This is a genomic window from Saccharicrinis fermentans DSM 9555 = JCM 21142, from assembly GCF_000517085.1.
In the GTDB taxonomy this organism is placed as follows: Bacteria; Bacteroidota; Bacteroidia; order Bacteroidales; family Marinilabiliaceae; genus Saccharicrinis; species Saccharicrinis fermentans.
Window position 1 is genome coordinate 758,039 of the sequence record NZ_KI912107.1, and the last position, 23,793, is coordinate 781,831.

Here is a 23,793-nt window from a genome sequence, read left to right on the forward strand (position 1 = left end):
TCAATTTAGTTTATTCAATTAATTCTACTTTAACAGATTTATTGCTTTGAATAACAGAGGTCTATGTCACGCTGTCGCTTTTCATGTCGCTGCTGCAGTTTTTCCAGCATCCGTTCATCGGTCATTTCACGATAAAATTTGTATACCATAAAATCCATAATGTCTCTTGCCGACAACAATGGGACTTCGTCTTGATTCAATAGTTTTTCTTTCAGCATAAAGCTGCCCACCATTAAGTTGAGGGCTACTTGGTGATGCCATGACAGCCATTTGCGGGTTTGGAACTGATCCAAGCCTACTATCTGTTTTTGCTCTTTGAAGCTATGCTCAATGAAAAAGCGTTGTGCCTGCATGTATGCCAGCGCCTGATGCGTGTATTGAGCAAGTTCTGCGTTAGTGAACGAATATTTTATTTCTACTCCCTGCTTTGTCTTTCTTTTCGAAATGACCAGCAACCGTTTCTCAACAATGTTCTGAACCTTATCCCAAATGTAAACTGTCTTAAAATGGAACAATCCCTTCAGCTTTCCCTTGGCAGAATCACGAATGTCAAGCTTTTTCCAGTCCTTGTTTGTAAGCGTTTCTATATATTCGTTAGCGTTTACCGATGGGGTGCTTGCCTTCGGCCTTTTGGGTGGGCGCCCACGATTGCTCTTTCGCTCTGGAATATGTAGTTCTGGTTTTTCAAGGTGGATTTTTTGATCGCTATGAATGTCAAGCATGTACACCAAACCCATATCCTCAACCGAACGGGTAAACGCAAGGTCATTGCCATAAAGTCCATCCCCCCCAACGTAATCGAACTCGATACCCATTTCCAGTTGGTGCTTCACAATATCTGTAGCCAGCTCCGGTTTTGTCTTGAAAACCCTGTCCTCTTTGGGGATGCCAGCAGTTTCACACCTGGCGTTGTTAGTACACCATGACCTTGGAAGGTACAGTCTCGTGTCGACCAACGCTGCATATTTGTCCGTGCACAAGCAACCAAAAACTGCAACCTGCGAGTTTGCAGTCTTCCCAACGTTCCCGCAATACTGGTGATCAACACCAATGCTTTTGTCACCTTTTTTCACCCATCCGCTTTCGTCTATGAGTAATCCTTTTAATTTTTGGTTTGGGAGTGATTGGTCTACCTGATTTGCTATTTGGTCGATGACAGCTCTTGCATCCCAATTGGATTCGGTGATAAAATGCTGCATCTTATGGTAGTCTGCGTTTAATGTCTCAGTGATGCGTTCGATGTTTTTCAAATCGCTTAAAGCTAGACCTTCGACGTATTGAGTAGCTTTGTCGAAGTTGGATTTTGTTCTATTTTTAAAATGGTGCTGAAATTCAGATAAATACACTTCAAGTCGGTTGTTGACCGCTAGCAGTGTTTTACCATTATTCGTATATTTTTTTAAGTTTTTCGCCCGTTACCCATTGCAAACTTGAGTTTTGTTCTTTGTTTCAATTGCAATATACTAATTTACTGTTTATTACGAAAGAAAAACAATACTAAATTATCGTTTTTTCAGTGATCATTTTAATCTGTTAAAGTAGAATTAAAAGTAATTATTTTAACAACAATGTAAGAATAATCATCGCTTTTTATTTAAGATGCCTTTAAATCTTCTCTTATCATTGCCTCTGTAGTTGCTATGGTGGCGGCTGTTACACTGATAATAGATACAAAACTTGAAATGAGAACGCCAAGAAACGGAATAAGTAGAGCCAGCGAGAAAATAGTGCCGTTGCCCAAGGCCAATCCTTTATTGGTTTTTACGAAGGATACGCTTTCTGTGATATTCATTTTTTTGCGTTCTAAGGAATAGTCGATAAAAGAGAACCCATAAAAATAGGCGGAAACAAAAAACAAAGTAATCCCTGTAAAGAAACCTACCACGGGAACGAAACTAAGAACGAATAACACTACGGTCAAAATTAACTCAATAGCTAAGTTGCGTAGTGCCAATCTAATACCTCGCCATATGTCTTTTAAAAACTGCTGAAACTCAAAGGGGAAATCTTCTCCGGTTAAAATGCTTTCTACTTTTTCGGAAAGAAACGCGTATACTGGAGATAATAAGATAATGACTAAATAGCCTCCAATGTAGGCAAACATTAGAAAGAACATGATGCGAACCATGATAAACATGAAGAACTCTACCACTGAACTTAAGAAACCAGATCCCCAAAATTCCCAGCTGTCCATGTTTATCCAATCGGTTACATAAACGAACCACCTGGTGCTTAGGTTTACGGTTGAGGTATATCCAATAACCAGTAATAGAATGTTTAACAATAGAGGAAACAGCAGGTACCATGTTAATCGGTGCTTTCTAATGAATACGAATGCCCTTGAGTAACTCTTTATCCCTAGTGTGAATCCTTTTTTAAAAGTCATTATATTATTTTTTGTTTTTTACAAAATTATCAAAGAATATGATCTAACAAAATGCTTCGTCATAAAGATATTTGCTTCAAATAAGTAATTTTAATGGTCTGTTGGTATAACTGATAACGGGCATGACCAGTGTATATAATGGGATGCACCGGTAGATGATAAAATTTGCAGAACTTAGTGAAGTTTTGCTATCTTTTCATCATATGAAACGAGCCATGGGAATGGATTCACACACAGGTGAATGATTATCACGGCGAGTTCCATATGACCATTAAGAAACAAATTATAAACATATGAAAAAGTTCTAATTTTCCTTTCGACAAATTTTGCTAATTTTGCAGCTTAAAATTATAAATATTGATGATGGACATACAGTTATTAACGGCAATTTCTCCTGTCGACGGAAGATATAGAAGTAAAGTTGATGGTTTAGCACTATATTTCTCAGAATATGCATTAATTAGGTATAGAGTGCTGGTTGAAATAGAATATTTCATTGCACTGTGCGAACAACCACTACCGCAGTTGGCTGATTTTGATAAAAGCCTATATGAGAATTTACGAAATATTTATAAGGAATTTCAATTGGAGGATGCGGAGCGAATTAAAGAAATAGAATGTGTTACCAACCATGACGTTAAAGCTGTAGAGTACTTTATCAAGGAAAAGTTTGATGTGCTTAAGCTGGAGCAGTACAAAGAGTTTATTCATTTTGGTTTAACCTCGCAGGACATTAATAATACAGCTATTCCTTATTCTTTAAGAGATGCTGTAAATGATTATTATTATCCTTTGTTGGAAGAGTTAATCGATCAATTGGCTGAATTGGCCGAGGACTGGAAAGAGATTCCGATGTTGGCCAAGACTCATGGACAGCCTGCTTCACCTACTCGTCTTGGAAAGGAGATGATGGTGTTTGTACAGCGTTTACAAAAGCAATTATCTTTGTTAAAAGGTATTCCTTGTTCGGCTAAGTTTGGTGGAGCAACAGGAAATTTTAATGCACATAAAGTGGCCTATCCAAATATTAATTGGATTGATTTTGGAAATCATTTTGTAAATGATATTTTAAAATTAGACAGAGAGCAGTATACTACCCAAATATCTAACTACGATAATCTGGCTGCTATATTTGATAACTTGAAACGTATTAATACCATAATGATAGATCTTTCCAGAGATTTTTGGACCTACATTATGATGGAATATTTTAAACAAAAAATCAAAAAAGGAGAGGTGGGCTCAAGTGCTATGCCACATAAGGTTAATCCTATTGATTTTGAAAATGCTGAAGGTAATTTGGGTATTGCCAATTCTGTTTATGAACATTTGGCGGCTAAGTTACCTGTGAGCCGTTTGCAGCGCGATCTGACTGATTCTACAGTGTTGCGAAACGTAGGGGTGCCTATTGCTCATACTGTTATTGCCATTAAGTCCTTGCAAAAAGGGTTGGGTAAGTTATTGCTCAACAAAGATGCCATTGCCAATGATCTGGAAAAAAATTGGGCAGTGGTGGCTGAAGCTATTCAGACTATCTTGCGACGGGAGGCCTACCCTAATCCTTATGAGGCATTAAAGGCATTGACGCGTACCAACGAAGGAATCAATGCAAAAACCATTGCAGAGTTTATAACAACCCTCGATGTTTCGGATGAAATCAAGGAAGAACTTAGAGCTATCACACCTCAATCTTACACAGGAATGTAAGCACGAGTACACAATATTTTTTGAAGTCAGCTACGTTAAAGTTACTTTAGCAGCTGACTTTTTTAATGTACAAATTCAAGAATGAAAGATTTTTTTAAGGTTTTACGACGATTTATTCCTCCCTATAAACGCCATTTGGTGTTGAGTTTTGTATTTAATGTGCTGCATTCTGTTTTTGGAAGTATAGCCATGTTATTTTCCATTCCTATATTTCAAGTTCTTTTTGATAAAACAAAGGAAGTGAGTGAGCTTGTTGCCTGGGAGCTTACACAAGATGCCGTGGTGAATAATTTTTACTATTTCGTGACACAGTTCAAAAATGAATATGGTATTATGGCAGTGATGCCATTGGTGGGGGTGTTATTGCTTTTTGCTACATTTTTAAAAGTGAGCTTTTCTTACCTGGCTTCACACCAGACTGTGTCCATACGCAATGGGGTGGTGAAAGATATGCGTATGCAAATTTTTGCTAAACTAATTGCTTTGCCTTTGGGTTTTTATTCTGATGAAAAAAAAGGAGATGTGATGGCTAGGGCTACAGGTGATGTAACGGAAGTAGAGAATTCTATTATGTCTTCGCTGGATATGCTGATAAAGAATCCGATCATCATCTTAGTGTCGGTGGGTTTTATGCTTAGTATTAGTTTTCAATTGACTCTTTTTGTATTTGTTATGTTGCCTATTGCCGGTTGGGTGATTGGTAAAACAGGTAAGTCTCTTAAAACAAAATCCAGGGTGTCTCAATCGTTGATGGGTAGTATTTTGGGAACCATTGAGGAAACGATTGGTGGCCTGCGTATTGTAAAGGCTTTTAATGCGGAAGACAGAATGATGGAGCGCTTCGAAAAGGAAGCCGAGGATTATAAAAGAATTATGGATAAGGTGCGTAGACGATATGTGATGGCGCATCCTCTTAGTGAGTTCCTGGGTACCATTGTGGTGGTTGTACTGGTTTGGTTTGGTTCTTATATTGCTACCAGTGAAAATTCTACTTTCGATGGAGCCTCTTTTATAGCTTATTTGGGTATATTTTATCAAATTATTAATCCTGCCAAGCAGTTTTCTACTGCCTTTTTTAATATACAGAAAGGATTGGCTGCCATGGAGCGTATCGACAAAATCTTATTGGCAGATAATAAAATATTGGAGCAGGATGGAGCTAAAAAGGTAAAATCGTTCCGAAATATTATTGAGTATAAGAACGTGAGTTTTGGCTATAATGAACATCGGGTTCTTAAAAATGTATCTTTATCTATTGAAAAAGGTAAAATGGTTGCCCTAGTAGGACAGTCAGGATCAGGAAAAACTACCTTTGTTGACTTGTTACCCCGTTTTCATGATATTCAGGAGGGAAGTATTACCATTGACGGGGTCGATATTCGCGATATGAGAGTGCATGACCTGCGAGGGCTAATGGGCAACGTGAATCAGGAAGCCATTTTGTTTAATGATACCTTTTTTAATAATATCGCTTTTGGGGTAAGAAATGCAAGCCGCGAACAAGTGGAAAAAGCTGCTAAGGTGGCCAATGCCCATGATTTTATTTCAGCTAGCGAACATGGCTATCAAACTTTGGTCGGGGATAGGGGAGGTAAGCTTTCTGGTGGCCAACGACAGCGTATTAGTATTGCCCGTGCTGTGTTAAAAAATCCCGATATACTTATTTTAGATGAGGCTACATCCGCCTTGGATACGGAATCGGAAAAGATGGTGCAAGAAGCCTTGGAGAATTTAATGAATTCCCGAACTTCAATAGTTATAGCACATAGACTTTCAACGGTTCGTAATGCGGATTTGATATGTGTTTTTAGTGAGGGAGAAATTGTGGAAAAAGGAAGCCATGAGGAATTATTGGCACAAGGAGGTACTTATAGTAAACTACATGAACTCCAAGTGAGATAATATTATTATTGTCTGGTTGTACTGATGTTAAGCATCTTTATTTTGGGCAATGAGATATCTTCTTTTATGGTGTTTCTGTGAAGTAAGTGGGTTTGGCTTGATTGTTATATGGAGCCGATGGGAAAGAACTTATTTGAAAATTTGATGAAATAGGTAAAATGAGCCCTAAGAGCATTGTTCTAACTTGGGAGGATGATTTGCTGCGAAGCGCTCTATATGACCTTTGAAAGAAAAATATTAACCTATGAAATATTTTATTTTAGCATGTGTTTTTTTGTGTGCTGTACAAACAGTTTGGGCACAGGAAGATGAGTATTTTGTTCAGCTCCTAAAAAAAGGGAACGGTAGGGTGAATGCCATTGATGTTAATGAAGCTAATACCATGTTGCTACTGGGTGCTGAAAATAAATCGGCGTCTGTTTATGATTTGAACAGTAAAAAAGTAGTATTTGAAGTTGAAGCGCATTATCAGCCGGTTATTGATGTGAAATTTTCAAAGGAGGAAGACGTTTTTTATACCATTGGAGACCGAAGCGTAAAAGTATGGAAAATAGGTGACGAAAAGCCTGATAAGATATATACGGGTACCCTAATCAATATGACTTCATGGAGTATTACGCCCGATGAAAACTATTTTGTAGCCTCTTCCTACAATAAAAAGTATTGTTATTGGGAGGCCTCGCAATTAAAAGCAGTGAAAGAGGTGGAGACTGGTCACAAAAAAAATATGATAGCAGTGGCGATAAGTAATGATCATAAATGGGTGGTTACCGGAGCTCTGGATACGTCTATTGAAGTGTGGAACTTGCAAGCGGATAAAAGAAAGCATTTATTACTGGCACATTCAAGACCTGTTTCTTGCGTTGAATTTGTAAATAATAATAAGCATATTATTTCGGCTTCTCATGATGGGAATGCTCGTCTATGGGATATGGAGTCTGGTCAAGCTATTAAAATGTACTTGGGGCATAGTCTTCCTATTAGTTCCATAGCAGTTAATCCTAATGGTAAGTTTCTTTTAATGGCCTCGTATGATCATACCATCGGATTGTTTAATATTGCTACAGGTGAGCGGATTCATGTTTATGAAGCACATGAAGCTCCTGTATTGGATGTGGTATGGAACCGTCAGGGTAACGGATTCTATTCTTGCGATAAGGATGGCAATGTAATGGAGTGGACCGTTCCTGATAAGGTATTTGTGGATTTTTATTTTGGAAAAAAGATAGCATCAGAATTGGAAGAGAGCAAGCTCTTACTGCCCAGAAAAAAAGGCGAAGCGAAAGATGTATACAAAGACCGACAGACTAACGCAGAAAAACTAAAAAATAAATTGCAGGATAAATATTATTTGGAGTATCTGGAGCTGGAGCGTACTTTTATTATTGGTGATTTGATAGAAAATTAGATTATTCAAACATGAGGTTTTGGGGAGGTTCTTGTGTGTTGGGGTCAACTTGCCGATGTAATTGGTCCGATCCAAGTTGGTTTCTCTTTGAAGCTTTTTTATCAAAGACAGAAAAAACATTGGTTTTCTTGCAGCCACTAGATAGAAGGAGCCATGCAGTTGTGTTTAGTATGAAAAGAGTTGGTTAGTCATGGAAATAGGATTGATAAGTGGATGTTTTTTCATATATTAACCGTGAAGAACAATGCTTTTTGTAGGGAATGATGGATCCTGGCAGGTTCCATACGGCCTTTGAAAGATAAATTTAATCATATGAAAGTAAAAATATTACTGTTGGTTTTTGCCGTAATTACAGCAGGTAACTTAAGGGCTCAAAAAACACCTAAAGTAAAATATCCGGCTAATAAAGTTAAATCTAAAGACTGGAAAGTTCTATTGGATAAAGACCTTACAAGCTGGGAGGTGTGGACGGGTGTTCCCCATAAATCAATCAAGAATCTGCCCGAAGGTTATCAACAAGAGTCCAATGGTGAAAATAAGCAAGCAGTGGGTTTAGGTGATCCATTCAATTTATTTACCGTTCGTACAGATGACAATGGAGAGCATGTTTTGCATATCTCAGGACAGACTTTTGGCGGGCTTACTTCTCTTAAATCATATTCCAACTATCATCTTACCATGCTTTTTAAGTGGGGAGAAAATAAATATGAGCCTCGTATTGATAAACAAAGAGATTGTGGTTTGTTGTATCACTGCCATGGAGAACATGGAGCCTTTTGGAATGTTTGGAAATCCTGTCTGGAATTTCAAATTCAAGAAAGAGATTTTGGTGATTTGTTTACATTGGCCGGAACCAAGGCCAAAGTTAGAGTAAATGAGCAGAAACGTTGGGATCCTACTTCTGATCGTATTCAAAAAAATGGGAAACGATCTTTTGATGCTGAGAGTCCGCATGGACAATGGACACGTGTTGATTTATATGTAATAGGAGATAAGGCCATACATGTAACCAATGGAGTGGTTGTTTTAGCCTTGACAGATGGCACGTCAAAGGACGGAGATAAATTGGTTGCTGGGCAAATTCAGATACAATCTGAAGGCGCAGAGTGTTATGCAAAGGATATCTGCATTCGACCTATTACTAAGTTTCCGAAAAGGATTCTAAAAGCAGCCGCTTTGTAAAATTACATGTCCTTTTCGCCGGGAGGTTTATTGTTTAAAGCAGGAAAATGTATTAAAGCTTGGTAATATACTTTCTAATGCGTTTTTTTTGCTTTTAACGCTTTATGAGATCTTTGGCCTTCCGATGTTATGTCAGTCTTAAAATAAATAATGCTATTCATTGAGAGGTAATTCAATGGTAAAGGTAGAGCCTTTCTGAATAGCTGATTCCAAAGATATCTCTCCACCCATTATCTCTAATAAACCTTTGCAAATAGCCAATCCCAATCCCGTACCCTTGGTTTTGTTACTCATTTGTTGGTCTCCCTGGCTAAATCGCTCAAATATTGTGTGATGCATATTTTGAGGAATGCCAATGCCGGTATCAGAAACGCGCACAATCAGTTTTCTATTTTTTAATAGACAGCTAATGGTAATATTTCCTTTTTCTGTAAACTTAATGGCATTGGAAACCAAGTTGCCCAATATCTGAAATAATTTGGTGTAATCTTGATGGATAGCGTAGTTTTCGCAATCAAATTGGGGATTTATGAGAATGTTAATCTGTTTCTCTTTTGCTTCGCCTTCGTATAATTCAACAATTTTATGAATCAATTCCAAGATATAAACATTCGTTTTTCTTAGTTCGATTTGACCGGCTTCTATTTTAGAGATATCGATTATATCGTTTACAATTTCTAGTAATTGTTTGCCACTATTATTTATAATACGGGTGTAATGAGCTCTGTCTTTTTCATTTAGGTCCGGATTGTTTAGTAGTTCGCTAAATCCAATTATACCATTCATGGGAGTTCTGATCTCGTGGCTCATGTTGGCCAGGAAAGCACTTTTTAATCGGTCTGATTCTTCGGCCTTTTCTTTGGCAATAAGTAGTTCTTTTTCGACTTCCTTTAGTTCAGTAATATCTTCATAAGTTCCCAAAACCCCAATCACCTTTCCCGAATCTTCGGTAAGGGGTATTTTGTTGGTTCTAACCCATCTGGTTGTTCCATTATTTAGTATCTGAGGTTCTTCATAATTTAGTTTAGCCTCGCCAGAAACCATCACTGCTTTATCATCTTTCTGATATTTTTTCCCTATCTCTTTTCTAAATAGCTCATGATCGTATCTACCTATTACTTCCTTATAAGAACTTCTTCCTGCATCTTTGGCAAAGTTAATGTTACAGCCGATGTATTTCGATTGGGTATTCTTCCAGAAAACACGGGCTGGTATATGATCAAGTACCATGTGGAGTAATTGATTACTTTCTTTGAGTTCTTTTTCTTTTTGTATTAGTTTTAGGTTGGTTTCATATATGTAATCAAAACTCTCCGAAAGTTGCTCGTTGGTAGCAGTGAGTTCCTCGTTTTGCGCCTGAATCTCTTCGTTTTGTGCTTGTATTTCTTCTGTTTGCTCCCTGATCTTTTGCTCAGCTAACAGTTGTAGGGTGATGTCGTGAAATAATAGTGTTACAAAGTTATCACCAGAGGAGAGTAGCTGTACGTTCACGTACTTATTGATATGCGGTAGGTGAATTTGTATGCTTTCATCTGTGTTTGATTCAATCACGTGGTCAACTAAGGGGCCAATTTCAGTGGTTAGTTTTGGTAGCGCCTCATTTAGCATGTTCCCTTTTAGTTGCGACGAAGAATCAAAAATGGAATAAATATACTCATTGAGCTCAAAAATGTAATAAAAATTGGTTGCATTGACATTCTTAATGATCTTCACCTGCATGTAACCTGTTTTCATATGGTTAAACACAGATAAATGATGCTTTTTTAAACATTCAAGCTGTTGTAATTCATGATTAGAATTTGTATCTGACATTGCAAGGGCGTTTTTAAAAGCAGTGAATGTAATAATTTTAATTTATAAAATTAAAAAATGAGGGTATGGCGTGTGAAATTATAAGATTTTAACGTGTGGGGTGTAAGCACGTTGGTTTGTATGGGTATATTGTGGATGGGGACGAATAGGGGGCAATATAAAAGAGGGGTATTTGTTTGAAGCAAATATGTTTGTAATGATTGATCTTTTATAATATGGTTTATTTTTTAGCTGAAGGCATCTTTGAACAGGTTCTTATGTAAATTTCCATAAGAGCCTGTTCCTTATCTAATATATAAAATAGCCGGGAAGGATGCATACAAGTATAGGTAATTAGTCTTTGCAAGAAAACTCCAAATACTGCGTTATTCTCATTTTTGAAACAGTCATTTACAATCAGTAAACTCCTTGGTTTCAAAAATATCGAAAGCCTTGTCTTTGAAGCTTTCATATGATTATAATTTGTCTTTCAATGGTCATATGGAACTCCCGATGAATTTTAATCATTCTTCTGTGTGTATTTTAGAATGCTAAAATTCATGTTCGTTTCTTATCAAAGACTGAAAAAACGGTCGTTTTCTTGCAGCCACTAATTAGGCGCATGCTATGGTCTGATATTCCCTTAGCATTACCTTTGTCTTGTATTGCTTTTGTATTACTATAATCTTTCGCGTTTACTAAAGAAAAAATCACATTCTCGGTCTGCACTTTCGTCACTATCTGAACCGTGAATTGCATTTTGCGTTTTGCTTGTTGCAAACATCTTACGTATGGTACCTTCTTTTGCGTTATTGGGATCGGTTGCTCCAATCAAAAAACGAAAATCAGCAACCGCATTTTCTTTCTCCAAAATAGCTGCGGTAATAGGTCCGGACGACATAAAATCAGTTAAATCATCAAAAAAAGGTTTGCCTTTATGTTCTTGGTAGAATGCTTCAGCTTCGTGTTTGTCAAGCTTTAATGTTTTTATGGCTGCAAATCGGTAACCTGATTCTTCAATTTTGTGCAAGATAGCTCCTAGATTTCCGTTTTTTACTGCGTAGGGTTTGATGATTGTAAGTGTTTTATTTCCTGCCATAGCTTCTTTTTTAATGATTGATATAAAAAGTTGTTAAGGTATATGCTTGATGGTTACGCCCATTTGACTAATAGAAGTTCATTAACCACCTATTGGCATTTAATATTAGTAATAATTTGTAGTTAGACAAAATTCGATGGAGCTTATTTTTGATCTAATTTGTACGTTAGGATGTATTGGTTAAAAAATCATAGCGGGTGGTTTGATAGAATACCGCGGACTTTATATTGTTATCAGATAGTATTATTTATCTTTGAAGCTAGAAAATATGAATATGATAGATACTATAGATACGTCTTCTTTAAAGACGACCATTCAAAATGCTGCGCATATTGTTATTATACCACATTTGAATCCGGATGGTGATGCCATGGGGTCCTCTTTGGGTATTTTCCATGTATTGAAAAATATAGGCAAAAAGGTGCATGTGGTTTCACCGTCCGCCTATCCTAAATTTTTGTCCTGGATGAAGGGTGCGGATGAGGCTGTTAATTTCGAAGAAAAGCCACAAGAGGCAATAGAAATATTGCATGATGCAGATCTGCTTGTGTTTGTTGATTTTAATTGCTTGAAACGCACGGGGAAGCTGGAAGAGGAAATAAGAAAACTGGATGTGTCCAAAATTATGATTGATCATCATCCATACCCTGACCCAATCGCGGAAGTCATGATCTCGGTTCCTTCGTCATCATCTACCTGCGAATTAGCCTACCAAACACTTAGTAGCTTGGGGTGGAATGATTTTGTAGACAGTTGTGCAGCAGAATGTTTTTATACAGGTATTATGACAGATACCGGGTCTTTGAGTTATAATTCATCTAATCCAGAGACCTATCGAATGGTTGCTGGTTTGTTGGAAAAGAATATTGACAAAGATAAAATTCATCAGTTGGTTTTTCATAGTAATTCTTTTTCAAGGATGAAATTATTGGGGCATGTTTTAGGTAGTAAATTGGTTTTGATGCCTGAACAAGAAGCAGCTTATATGTGTTTGAGTAGTAAAGAACTGGAAGCCTATGATTTTCAGCCGGGGGACACCGAAGGTTTTGTAAATTACCCCTTGGGTATTGCAGGAATCAATGTCTCTGCTTTTTTTATGGAAAAAGAAGGGAAGGTAAAATGTTCCTTCCGTTCAAGAGGCGATTTTCCTGTGAATCTGTTTTCTGAGTCTCATTTCTCTGGAGGTGGTCACCGTAATGCAGCAGGAGGAGAGTCTGTATTATCTTTGGAGTTAACTGTTGATAAGTTTAAAACTGAACTACCTGTGTTTTATGAGAAATTTAAAAAAAATGAATTATAAAAGCGTAAGTATTGTTGCTCTGTCGTTACTTATTATGGGTGGATGTAAGTTGCAAAGTAGTGATAAACCATTAAAACGTAAAGTAACTGCTGAGGAGCTTATCTCGGTGAATAGATATATGGTGGAACAGGACGCTTCGGCCATTAAAGAATACGTGGAAAGAAACGATTATCATATGTTGGAAACTCAGACTGGCCTTTGGTATCAAATTGAAGAGATGGGGGAAGGTGAGTTGGTACAGAAAGGGGACGTGGTTAAAATTGCCTATGATGTTTCCCTATTGGATGGAACGCATTGTTATTCGTCAGATTCATTGGGTTATAAATCTTTTAAGGTTGGTCAAGGAGGTGTTGAGTCTGGTTTAGAGGAAGGGATCTTATTGCTGCGTAAGGGAGCTAAGGCAACTTTTATTATGCCTCCACATAGGGCACATGGTTTAGTGGGCGATGATGATAAAGTGCCAGGAAGATCTACTCTTTTATATAAAGTTGAGTTGGTCGATCTGAAACGAGCCATGGGAATGGATTCACACACGGGGGGATGATTAATTATGGCGAGTTTCGTATGACCATTGAAAGAAAAATATAATCATATAAAAAGGCATTCGTAACTTTTATCTTGCAAAAATGCTAAGTAGATCGCTTAAAATGGAAAATATCCTTTAGGTGAGAGATCTTGAATATGGATTTTTATTGTTGGGAACTTCTATGTTTTACTTGTATTTGTCTTCAAAATTTAACATCAACATCCTTAACTTCAAGTTCTTATCCTGTACTGTATATGAATGCGAGTTATCATAAAAAAGCCACTGACCAAACAAATGGGCAGTGGCTTTACCTTATAAATTAATTCGTATATTAACCCTGAACTAAGTCAAGTACTTTGGTGTCTGCAGCAACAGTATCACCCACTTCAACAAATATTTCGTTAACCGTACCGGCAAAGTCAGATGAAATACTGTTTTCCATTTTCATGGCCTCAAGAATAACAACAACTTGACCTTTGTTTACCTGATCGCCTGGTTTTACTTGTATATCAAGGATTTTGCCTGGCATTGGCACTGTAACCGCTTTTGTTGGACCTGTAGCTTTAGGAGCTGCTTTAGGGGCCGCTTTTTCTGTACTGGTAGCAGGGGACACAGGCTGATCCACAACATTCATAATGGCAGTGTCAGCAGCAACGGTCTCGCCTTCTTCTACTATTAGAGAGTTTACATATCCAGCATAGTTTGAGGTGATGCTGTTTTCCATCTTCATAGCTTCCAATATGGCAACAGGCTGATCTTTCTCGATTTTGTCACCTTGTTTTACAAGATATTGTAGAACTTTACCAGGCATCGGAACAGTAATCGATTTCGCAGGTCTTGTTGCTTTTTGTGCAGCTTTCGCTGTTTCATTTGGAGTAGTAGAAGTGGCAGATGGAGTTACAGGTTCGCTTACGATATCCATAATGGCAGTGTCGGCTGCGACAGTTTCACCTTCGTCTACAAGCAGAGAATTTACATAGCCAGCATAATTGGATGTAATACTATTTTCCATTTTCATAGCTTCTAAAATAGCTATTGGCTGATCTTTTTCTACTTTGTCACCTGGTTTTACAAGATATTGTAAAATTCTGCCTGGCATTGGAACAGTAATTTTTTTACCGCTTACTTTTTTTACTGCTTTGGGAGCTTCAGAGCTAGCTTCTTTTGTTGCTGGATTGTTGGCTTGTTTGGCTTCCCATGCAGCTTTCTTAACACCTTTCAGGTAGTTTTTGGCTACCATTGGGAATAATTCAAGCAATAACACTTCTTCTTCGTTTTCGGCTAGTTTAACGCCTCCAAATTCATCTAATACAGGGTTTGGCTGCATTTTATAAGTAGAAGTATCAAACGGACGTTCATCTTTGTGTCCACATATTTTTTCACGGAAGTCTGGATCCACAGGAATAGGTGTTTCACCATACTCACCTTTAACCAGACTAATAAACTGGTTAGATACGTTGGTATACATCGCACTTCCTTTTTTAGTGTCCATGGCACAGTTTACTGCCTGAGCACCTACGATCTGACTAGTGGGAGTTACCAATGGAGGTAAACCTGCGTCTAAACGTACTTGAGGAATCAGTTTCATGGCGTCTTCCAGAATATCTTCTGATTTAAGAGCCTTCAACTGTGCAACCATGTTGGTATACATTCCTCCAGGTATCTGCGCATTTTTAACCAATTCATTTGGTTTAGGGAAATTAAAATAAGCTTCAATGGCATGGCAAGAACGTACTAATTCTTGTTCATCACCTTCTTTGGCATTTTTAATCGCCTTGTCAAATTCGGCTTCAATTTCTGCAGGAAGTGTGTCTGTGAGAGGATTAAATGGATTTGGGTAGTTTTTACCAGCGTCCACATCCGCTAATTCTTGGCGTATATTATATAATTCTTTGTTGATTTTAGCAACCGCTTCCATGTTTACATCCATTTCAATACCTAATTTTTTTGTGAATAGGTATATTAATTCAATGGCAGGAGCAGCTGGTCCACCAGCAAAGTTCCAGATGTTAGTATCTACCACATCAGCACCTGCTATGATAGCAGATAATACAGCTGCTAGTCCATAGCCTGGCGTACAGTGTGTGTGAAAATCAACAGGTACTTGAACCGCTTTTTTGAACTCACTCACTAATTTTGTAACGCGCATTGGAGGAATTAAACCACTCATATCTTTGATCGTGATCATATCAGCTCCTAACTTCTCAAGTTCTTTGGCCTTGTTTACAAAATATTCGTCTGTAAATACTGGCTTAGGTAGTGATTTTTCGTCTTGTGAAGTTGAAGCAGTCTTGTAATCTGGATCAATGGTGTAACAAACAGCACAGTCTGCAATACCACCGTGTTCTTTTACATATTTAATGGTGGATTTTACATTGTTGATATCGTTGAGCGCATCAAAAATACGCATAATACCTAACCCAGAACTAATTGCATTTTTACAAAAACCATCAATGATGTCATTGGTATATGGCGTATATCCAAATAAGTTTCTTCCGCGTGAAAGTGCAGTAAGCTTGCTGACGTCTCCTACGGCTTTTTTGATGGACTGAAGACGTGTCCATGGGTTCTCGTTTAAGTAACGCATTACAGAGTCTGGTACGGCTCCACCCCAAACTTCCATTGCATAAAAGTTCGCATCCTTGTAAAAAGGTAAAACGCGATCAATTTGCTCTTGTCGCATTCTGGTTGCAAATAACGACTGCTGACCATCTCTGAGTGTTAGGTCTCGTATCAATAATTTCTTTGACATGTTTTTGGTTTGCTACGGTTATTACTGAATTATTTTGACACAAAATTAATATATTACTACTTGTTTGCAACCTTTATTTGGTAGGTATTATACCTATTTTATAACATGCTTTTTTGTAATAAAGAAATTTTTCTTTAATATTACACTGCCTTTAAAGATATTTGCTTTAAAGTTCGGAAAAACCTGATTTTTGTCGTGTTTTATGGCTCTTCGCACCAAGAAAAGTATTTGAATTTTTTTTATGTATAGCCTTTTTTTTCTGGAAAGATCATTGTTAACAACAATTAATAATTATTCACAGAGTTTTCGTTTAAAGGCATCACTTAATTTTACTGTAATTAAAATGTATTAGGGGGAATCACTCCTTGTGGGCTTGCATATAAAGGCCGATAGAAAATGAGGGTAGTGAGCTTATTTTTAGTTGTTTGCTTTATTTACTTGATTTTATTTAAGAACTCTTCTTTGTATATTTCCCCAATTGGAATCCACTGGTCGTTTATAACAATTCGGTTTTTAGTGATTGATTTTATGTGATGAATAGAAACAATAAACGATTTGTGCACGCGCACAAAGCCATGGTCTTGTATGGTAAGTAATATGTTTTTGAGGGAGTTGTGTGTTACAATGGGTTTGGAGGAGCTCATCAGGTGAATTTTTATGTAATCTTTGAGTCCTTCAATGTACAAAATGTCTGCAAAATTTATTTTTCGCTCTTTATAGTCTACTTTGATGAAAAAATAATCTTGCTTTTGTACTTCTAATTTGGCTGTAGCTTCTGCCAAGGAGCTTTGGTTTTTGAGAGAATGGTAGTTAATAGCTTTGTTGGCCGCCTTTAAAAAACGGTCGAAAGGGATGGGTTTAACCAAGTAATCTATCGCATTCAGGTCAAATGCTTCAATGGCATGTTCTGAGTATGCTGTTGTAAATATAAACATGGGTTTCGTCTCAATACTTTTGATGAAATCAAGACCCGTTACGTTGGGCATGTGAATGTCTAAAAATACCAGGTTTATATCGTATTTGCGCAGACAGTCAAAGGCTTCAAATGCAGAGCTGCATTTGGCCTTTAATATTAAGAACGGAATTTTAGAAACATAGTTTTCTATTAAATCCTGGGCTAAAGGTTCATCGTCAACTATAATACAGTTAATGGTCATTTAAATATAATGTTAGTTTTACCATGAATTTATTTTCATTTTCGCTGATGTCTAATGTATATTGATTTTTATACAAAAGTTCCAGTCTCTTCTTTATGTTTCTTAATCCAAAACCCGATTGTTGGGCTATTTTTTCTTTACGACTAAGTGTACTGTTAATTACCAGCAAGGTTATTTCCTGTTCTTCAATAGATATTTCAATATCGATGGAACAACTATTGGTATAATCGATGCCATGTTTAAAGGCATTTTCTATAAAAGGTAAAAAAATGAGCGGTTCTATTTTTTTGTCACCTATCTTTCCTCTTACGTAATAATCAATGTCAACACTTTTGGCCAGTCGTATTCGCTGTAAATCTATAAAATTTTGGACGTAGTTGATCTCATCCTTTAAAAATACCTTTTCTTTATTCGCTTCATATATATTATAACGCATTAGCTCCGATAGTTTTAATATAATTTGCGGTGTTTTGTCTGACTTTAATTGTGCCAGAGAGTAAATATTGTTGAGTGTGTTAAAGAAAAAATGCGGATCTATCTGTGATTTAAGGTAGGATAATTCAGCGTTTAATTTTTCTTTTTTAATCTCGTTTTTTTCTTTTTCATTATTTAGCCAACTGGCGGTTACCTTGATGCTTGTACCGATTCCGATCAATGCCAATGCAATTACTAAAAATATGTTTCCTCTTTCGTTTATATGCAGATAGGTGTGTGTATGCTCTTTCTCATTTATGGTGTTGAATGATTCAAGCAGTATTGTGTGATTACCTGTAAGAGGATTGACTCCTATGGATTTGATGAAAAATAAAACGAATGCCAATAGGATGACAAGTGATGCGAAATATAAAAAAAATCTTTTCTTAAAAAGAAATAGAGGGACAAGTCCTGAAAAATTTATATAAAAAATACTGATTATAAGTGTGTTTATGATGGCAAACTGTTTGATAGGTACCATCGCCAAATTAAAGTCGAAAATGAACAATAATGGGCTGGAAAATAACAGGAGCCAAAATAAGGTGTGGATTAGTACAATGTAGATATTTATATTTTTTTTGACCACTTTTTTATTTTTAAGCATAAAAATATTAATTTTTCGGGGTACTGGCTAATTTGTGCTATCAACAGGTAAATTTATTCTTCAAGCGGTTGTTTTTTGTATATATATATTCTTTGAAAAACAGCCAATATACTAATACTTTGTACTTGTGGACAAATTAGCTTGTATAGAGACATACATTTGTAAGGAATTTTCTATTTTTGTGGGTCATTGGAGAAATTTTTAATTCCTTATGCAGCATTTTGATGTAATCATTGTATTTGTCGTCCTAGTATTTATCTTAATATCGCTATATAAAGAGCTTTTAGGAGCTGCTTTTACTTTTTTTGTAGCAGTAATGGTATTGGGTTTTTTTGGTGTTTTAACGCCTAGTGAGATATTGGCAGGTTTTGCCAATGAGCAAATTGCAGTCATCATGATGCTGTTATTGTTAGGCGATGCCATACGGCAAATATCTGTTATTGAAATATTTTTTAGCAGAATCTTTCCCAGAACCAGTGGGTATAGGGGGTTCTTGTCGCGTATTATGTTTTGGATAGGTGGTTTTTCTGCCTTTCTGAACAACACTCCCTTGGTAGCCGTGATGATGCCTTATGTGCATAATTGGAGCAAGCGTAATAATATTTCCCCATCGAAACTTCTTCTGCCTTTGTCATATGCTGCTATTCTTGGAGGTTGTGTGACTTTGATAGGTACCTCAACCAATTTAATTGTTAATGGGATGGTCATTGATCAAACCATTTTTCCGGATATGGAACCCTTGCATATGTTCGATTTCTTTTGGGTAGGTTTTCCAATGTTGATTATTGGTTTTTTATATCTTTTCTTTTTTGCGCATAAATTATTGCCTGATAGAAATCCTCTTAATCAGGAAATTACTGAATCTGAACGTAAATATATGGTGGAAGCTGTGGTCCGAAAATCCTCTAAGCTAATCGGTAAGACAGTGGAGGAATGTGGTTTTTCAAATGAACGAGGATTGTTTTTGGCCGAAGTGATGAGAGGTAAGTATACCTTACAGGTTTTTGATAAGGATTTTGTGCTGGAAGCAGGTGACTTATTACGATTTGCCGGAGAGTCAGAGGAAATAGCGAATTTATTGTCGGATGGGAGTGGACTTACTTTGCCTACGGTAGGAATGATGAGTAAACTCAAGAGAGCAGATGTTGTTGAGATTGTTATCTCACACAATTCATCACTCATCTCTAAACAGGTTAAGGAAGTTAATTTCAGGGGTAAATATGATTCTGTGCTCCTGGCAATGCATCGTAATGGAGAGCGTGTTATTGGTAAGCTTGAAGAGGTGAAGTTGAAGGCCGGTGATGTGATTCTTCTTTTGGCAGGTGATGATTTTATGTCTCGTTCTCAGGATGATATCGATTTTTATCTTATTTCTAAGGTGAAAGAAGTGCGTAAGCCTGAACGGTATAAAATATGGACTTTATTTGGGGGCACTCTGTTGGCTATCTTTTTATCAGCATTGAATCTGATCCCTCTTTTTATGGGACTGTTGGTTGTGTTGGTTGTGATTAATATTTTGAAAGTGGTGAGTGCTAAGGATCTTCCTAAGAATATAGATTATAACTTGGCTGTTATTATTGCTTTATCCTTGGCGTTAGGTACGGCAATGATTAAAACAGGAGTAGCCGATATGGTGGCTGATGTCTTGATCTCCATATTCTTTCCCTTGGGGAAAATAGCAGTATTAACAGGTATATATCTGATTACAACATTATTGGCTGCTTATATTACGAATAAGGCAGCAGTGGCTATTGTATTCCCTATTTCTTTGACTGCTGCCCATACCTTGGGTCTGAATCCCTTGCCTTTTGCTTTAGTGGTTTCTTTTGCTGCTGCAGCTAACTTTTTGACTCCCATTGGTTACCAAACCAACTTGATGGTGTACGGACCTGGAGGTTATAATTTTAAGGATTTTTTTAAAATAGGCTGGCCACTGACAATCATTTATATGGTCGTTACTATTGTTATTTTAAATTATATGTATTTTTGAAGTGGCTGTTGATAGCTGCTTTCTTTGGTCTGGTTGTGGTAGATAGAGCAGAAAGTTGCAGCTATTATTTAGCTGCAATGGTTTCGATTTCTACTTTTACACCGAGGGGGAGTGCTTTGACTGCAAAAGCTGCCCGGGCTGGAGGATTTTCTTTGTAGTATCTTCCATAGACCTCGTTCATTGCTTTAAAATCATCCATGTCTGCCAATAAACAAGTTGACTTAATGACATCCGAAAAAGAATATCCTGCTTGCGTTAAAATGGCGTCGATATTACGCATCACTTGCTCAGTTTGTGCTGTTATATCCTCCGCTTCAACTTTTCCTGTTGAGGGATTAATGGGGACTTGTCCGGATATATACAACATTCCATTTACTTCAACAGCTTGACTGTATGGTCCAATGGCAGCAGGTGCGTTTTCTGTGTTGATAATTTTTTTCATGTGAGTAAAAATTAGCGAAACTTTATTAGCCAGTACAGGTTTTAATCATTCACTTGTGTGTCCAATTGTTTGCGCTGGCCATGTCAGTTTTATATGTTAAATTTATCTTCTTTTTTTGTAAGCGTTTATACAATAGAATTGTGTTTCGATGTGAAAATACATTTCTGTTTTTAATATCTTAATAGTAGCTAGCGTTGTCTCTCGCACTACTGCGTTTTTCGTATTTTAAATCCTGAAGAATGGAGGAGTTTACGTTAATGGAGAAAAAGTATGATTTGTATGCCCCAACCGGAACTAAGTTAAAGCTCATGCCCCAGCAATGTAAATCTCGTGATATTCTAAGGTTTGTATGTGATATTTCTTTGGTGTCGAAGTTGTAGCCCGATGAAAATGAGAATTTCCATTTGGGCGTTAATGAGAAGTCTCCATTCAGATTTATATCTGAGGTAACTTTACGTTTATAAGCCATCTTTTGCTTGTCAAAATCTCCATTAACCATTCTAAAACTATAGTTTAAAGATAAGTTCCATGGAAACTCGAATTTGGTGTATCCGTCATCCGCAATTTGTGAACTGCCTCTATCTGTACCCCTGGTGTCTGCAAAAGCATCTTCTACTTTGTCGATTCTATCCAGTGGGTTGATCATATCTTCGTCTTCTGGAAATTCCGCTTCCTCCTCTTCTTCTGGGTTCGATTCTCCTCTGCGTTTTTCGAGCCATTTTTTAATTTTCTCAGATCCAATTGAAACACCGAAGTTAAGATTGGCAGATTCTAAACGTAATGGCTTACCTGTTGCTTTGTAATGAGATGTGTTGATACGAATGGGCGATCCTGTAGCACTGGTGTCCAGGGCGTAAGGGTCAAAGGTGGCGCCGAAGTTAATGCTTGTTCCTAAAATTTTTGTTCGTCCACTCATATTAACTTTGGACCATTTTAAAGAGTCGGCCATAAAGTTGTGAGAGGTTGAAAAATTAAGTCCTTCTAATATTTTTATTTTCTTGAATCCGGTGGTGTCACGATCACTTTTCACCTTCATTTCAAGGGTGTTACCTAGTGATAGCCCCAAGGAACCCGACTTTCCTCTTCCTGGAGTCCCATATAAGGCGCCGTCGTAAAGAGAATAATCATATCGGATAATAGAATCCTGATCAGGATTATAATATTCAAACCAATCGTAATAGCCATATTTTTCCTCTCCAAAATCTGGTCGGTATGATAAGCTGGCCGAGGGCGTCATTACATGTCTGATTTTACTTACTTTATCTCCAAATAATTTTTTCCAGGGAGTAAAGAATGCATAGAATTTAGTGGAAGTGCTTACAGAATAACTATAGTCATATACCCTTTTAAAACCTGTTGTAGTATCGGCATTGACAACGCTTTCGGAATCCTCGTCCCATTCTTTTGTAATGGATTTTGTATACCATCTTTCTGTGTAATTAAAGGATGGTGTTAGGGTAAAATATTTTAACATCTTTAAATTCAAAGATACGGGAACGCTATGCTTCAGCCCATTTTGCCATTCGCTTGGAAATGCTTTGTCTCCAATTTCATATTCTTTTGCACTAATATAATTTTTTACATTCCCGGTATAGGACAAACTGAGTTTTTCATACCATGCATCCTGACTTCCGACCTTATCTTTTCTCTTGAAAGGAAAGATGCGGTTCAAGGTAAGTGTTAAGTCCGGCGATGTAAAGCTAACAGTAGTATCACTGGTGTTTTGTGATGCCAATAGGTTTGCAGAGAAGTTTATACCTGCGTTGGGGAATCGTCGGCTGTACGATATACTTGATCGCTTGGTGTTGGTTGCTAAAAGGTTGGCGTTGATGATGCTACTTACGTTATTTCTGTCGTAAGAACTACTGGAGTAGTTAACGCTGGCAGAAAAAGTCTGGTATGGATTGGCCTTGGTATCTTGTCTATGGGACCATGTGAGTGAAAAATCCTTTGATTTACTGTAATCAGGTAAATCCTTTTCGCTGGTTACATTTACAATATAGTTTAAATTAAAGCTGCCACTGTATGCGTAGCGTTTCTTATATTTAGAAGCAAAACGTGCACCCCAGGAGCTGTTGGCATATAAGTCGCCGGTCACTGCCACATCAAAATAATCACTGGCTGCCCAATAGTATCCCCCGTCACGTAAGAAAATACCCCGGGTTTGTTCTTGACCATAGGATGGCATAATAATACCCGAGCTATAACTGGATGTGGATGGAACAAATCCGAAAGGTATACCAATGGGATATATAGGTATGTCTTCAATCACCAGATAGGCAGGGCCGGTAATGATTTTTTTGCCAGGAATAACTTTGGCCTTGGTCATGTTAAGGTAAAAGTGAGGATGCTCATGGTTATCACAGGTGCTGTAGTGACCGTTTTTTATGGAGAAAGAATCATCGGGTGATTTCTTTGCCAGACTACTCACCACATATCCTTCGCCTTGCTCAGTTACCACATGTTCAATAAGCGCTTTTTCACTTTTAAAGTTATATTTGATGGTTTTCATTTCGTACGATCCCTGTCGATCCGTAAAAACGGGTAATCCTGTAACTACCCCTGTGGAATCTTCGAGGCCATAGGCATAGGTTAAGCTGCTGTCCAAATCTAGTTCTATACAGGCAGCTGTTAAAGTAATGTCTTGGTATTTAACTTCTGCATCACCAAATAAATAAACTTTTCTTGATTCTCCTTTTGCAATATTTCCATTGTGTAATATAATAGAATCTTTGGCAGTGTATTTTACTTCGGCATCAATGCCAAGGCCTTCGCTATGATGGCTCTTTTTGATGGAGTCTGAAGTCGCTGTTAAACTGTCCGGTTGTTGAACAAGCTCAAGCTCTCTGGCCGATGGAGGAATACTATCCCGAACAGCCAATGCCCGATCGCCATTACTCTGGGCAAAGGATAACTGATATAAGAAACAGACCGTCAGTAAGATTGACGAAGTCCGCAGGCATGGCTTCATGCCATGATATAGTTTGTGTTTAGTAACAGTCAATGAAATAGCGATTTTGTGATTCAAATTGGCACAAAAATAAATAAAAATTGGTGACACCATTGGTTTATT

The 23,793-nt window shown here is 37.3% G+C and carries 16 protein-coding genes; 7 read left to right on the plus strand and 9 right to left on the minus strand.

What is annotated here, in order from left to right; translation table 11 throughout:
* Window positions 1-38 precede the first annotated feature (38 nt).
* Both CYTFE_RS0103300 and CYTFE_RS0103305 read right to left on the minus strand, forming a co-directional pair.
* Window positions 39-1,346, minus strand: a complete 1,308-nt coding sequence (locus tag CYTFE_RS0103300) for an IS701 family transposase (RefSeq protein ID WP_027470370.1) — start codon at window positions 1,344-1,346, stop codon at window positions 39-41.
* Window positions 1,347-1,594: 248 nt separating this feature from the next.
* Window positions 1,595-2,386, minus strand: coding sequence for an EI24 domain-containing protein (locus tag CYTFE_RS0103305; RefSeq protein ID WP_044214294.1), 792 nt, complete (start codon window positions 2,384-2,386; stop codon window positions 1,595-1,597).
* 360 nt (window positions 2,387-2,746) lie between these two features.
* Between CYTFE_RS0103305 and purB the strand changes: the two genes are divergently transcribed.
* From purB to CYTFE_RS24775, 4 genes are all read left to right on the plus strand, one after another.
* A complete protein-coding gene (gene purB / locus CYTFE_RS0103310; RefSeq protein ID WP_027470649.1) occupies window positions 2,747-4,093 on the plus strand; it encodes an adenylosuccinate lyase in 1,347 nt (448 codons plus the stop codon).
* 81 nt (window positions 4,094-4,174) lie between these two features.
* Window positions 4,175-5,995, plus strand: coding sequence for an ABC transporter ATP-binding protein (locus CYTFE_RS0103315; RefSeq protein WP_027470650.1), 1,821 nt, complete (start codon window positions 4,175-4,177; stop codon window positions 5,993-5,995).
* Between the two features lie 244 nt (window positions 5,996-6,239).
* Window positions 6,240-7,403, plus strand: coding sequence for a WD40 repeat domain-containing protein (locus CYTFE_RS0103320; protein WP_027470651.1), 1,164 nt, complete (start codon window positions 6,240-6,242; stop codon window positions 7,401-7,403).
* Window positions 7,404-7,715: 312 nt separating this feature from the next.
* Entirely contained in the window at window positions 7,716-8,585 is an 870-nt protein-coding gene (locus tag CYTFE_RS24775; RefSeq protein WP_052342963.1) for a 3-keto-disaccharide hydrolase, read from the plus strand.
* A 153-nt stretch (window positions 8,586-8,738) separates the two neighbouring features.
* Here CYTFE_RS24775 and CYTFE_RS28305 read toward each other — a convergent pair whose 3' ends face one another.
* Together CYTFE_RS28305 and ndk are read right to left on the minus strand one after the other, a co-directional pair.
* Window positions 8,739-10,397, minus strand: a complete 1,659-nt coding sequence (locus CYTFE_RS28305; protein ID WP_027470652.1) for an ATP-binding protein — start codon at window positions 10,395-10,397, stop codon at window positions 8,739-8,741.
* Window positions 10,398-11,055: 658 nt separating this feature from the next.
* Complete coding sequence (gene ndk / locus CYTFE_RS0103335) at window positions 11,056-11,475, minus strand: nucleoside-diphosphate kinase (RefSeq protein WP_027470653.1); 420 nt, start codon at window positions 11,473-11,475, stop codon at window positions 11,056-11,058.
* Window positions 11,476-11,749: 274 nt separating this feature from the next.
* Between ndk and CYTFE_RS0103340 the strand changes: the two genes are divergently transcribed.
* Together CYTFE_RS0103340 and CYTFE_RS24785 are read left to right on the plus strand one after the other, a co-directional pair.
* On the plus strand, window positions 11,750-12,775 hold the full coding sequence (locus CYTFE_RS0103340; RefSeq protein WP_044212271.1) for a DHH family phosphoesterase: 1,026 nt from the start codon (window positions 11,750-11,752) through the stop codon (window positions 12,773-12,775).
* Window positions 12,765-13,319 carry an FKBP-type peptidyl-prolyl cis-trans isomerase gene (locus CYTFE_RS24785; RefSeq protein WP_244880307.1) on the plus strand — a complete coding sequence of 185 codons (555 nt, stop codon included), beginning with the start codon at window positions 12,765-12,767 and terminating at the stop codon, window positions 13,317-13,319. The genes CYTFE_RS0103340 and CYTFE_RS24785 overlap by 11 nt, the downstream gene beginning before the upstream one ends.
* A 313-nt stretch (window positions 13,320-13,632) precedes the next feature.
* Here the strand turns inward: CYTFE_RS24785 and CYTFE_RS24790 are convergent, their stop codons facing one another.
* The 3 genes from CYTFE_RS24790 to CYTFE_RS24795 all read right to left on the minus strand — a co-directional run bounded on the left by CYTFE_RS24790 (window position 13,633) and on the right by CYTFE_RS24795 (window position 18,030).
* Window positions 13,633-16,053, minus strand: a complete 2,421-nt coding sequence (locus CYTFE_RS24790) for a biotin/lipoyl-containing protein (RefSeq protein WP_081735900.1) — start codon at window positions 16,051-16,053, stop codon at window positions 13,633-13,635.
* A gap of 434 nt (window positions 16,054-16,487) precedes the next feature.
* On the minus strand, window positions 16,488-17,210 hold the full coding sequence (locus CYTFE_RS0103355) for a LytR/AlgR family response regulator transcription factor (protein ID WP_027470655.1): 723 nt from the start codon (window positions 17,208-17,210) through the stop codon (window positions 16,488-16,490).
* Window positions 17,200-18,030, minus strand: a complete 831-nt coding sequence (locus CYTFE_RS24795) for a sensor histidine kinase (RefSeq protein ID WP_052522101.1) — start codon at window positions 18,028-18,030, stop codon at window positions 17,200-17,202. The genes CYTFE_RS0103355 and CYTFE_RS24795 overlap by 11 nt, the downstream gene beginning before the upstream one ends.
* Window positions 18,031-18,499: 469 nt before the next feature.
* Here CYTFE_RS24795 and CYTFE_RS0103365 point away from each other — a divergent pair, with 469 nt between their 5' ends.
* Window positions 18,500-20,278 (plus strand): SLC13 family permease, encoded by a 1,779-nt coding sequence (locus CYTFE_RS0103365; protein ID WP_027470656.1) that lies wholly within the window; start codon window positions 18,500-18,502, stop codon window positions 20,276-20,278.
* A 64-nt stretch (window positions 20,279-20,342) separates the two neighbouring features.
* Here CYTFE_RS0103365 and CYTFE_RS0103370 read toward each other — a convergent pair whose 3' ends face one another.
* Both CYTFE_RS0103370 and CYTFE_RS24800 read right to left on the minus strand, forming a co-directional pair.
* Window positions 20,343-20,720 carry a RidA family protein gene (locus CYTFE_RS0103370; protein WP_027470657.1) on the minus strand — a complete coding sequence of 126 codons (378 nt, stop codon included), beginning with the start codon at window positions 20,718-20,720 and terminating at the stop codon, window positions 20,343-20,345.
* A gap of 178 nt (window positions 20,721-20,898) precedes the next feature.
* A complete protein-coding gene (locus CYTFE_RS24800; RefSeq protein WP_154665615.1) occupies window positions 20,899-23,748 on the minus strand; it encodes a putative LPS assembly protein LptD in 2,850 nt (949 codons plus the stop codon).
* Between the last annotated feature and the right edge of the window lie 45 nt (window positions 23,749-23,793).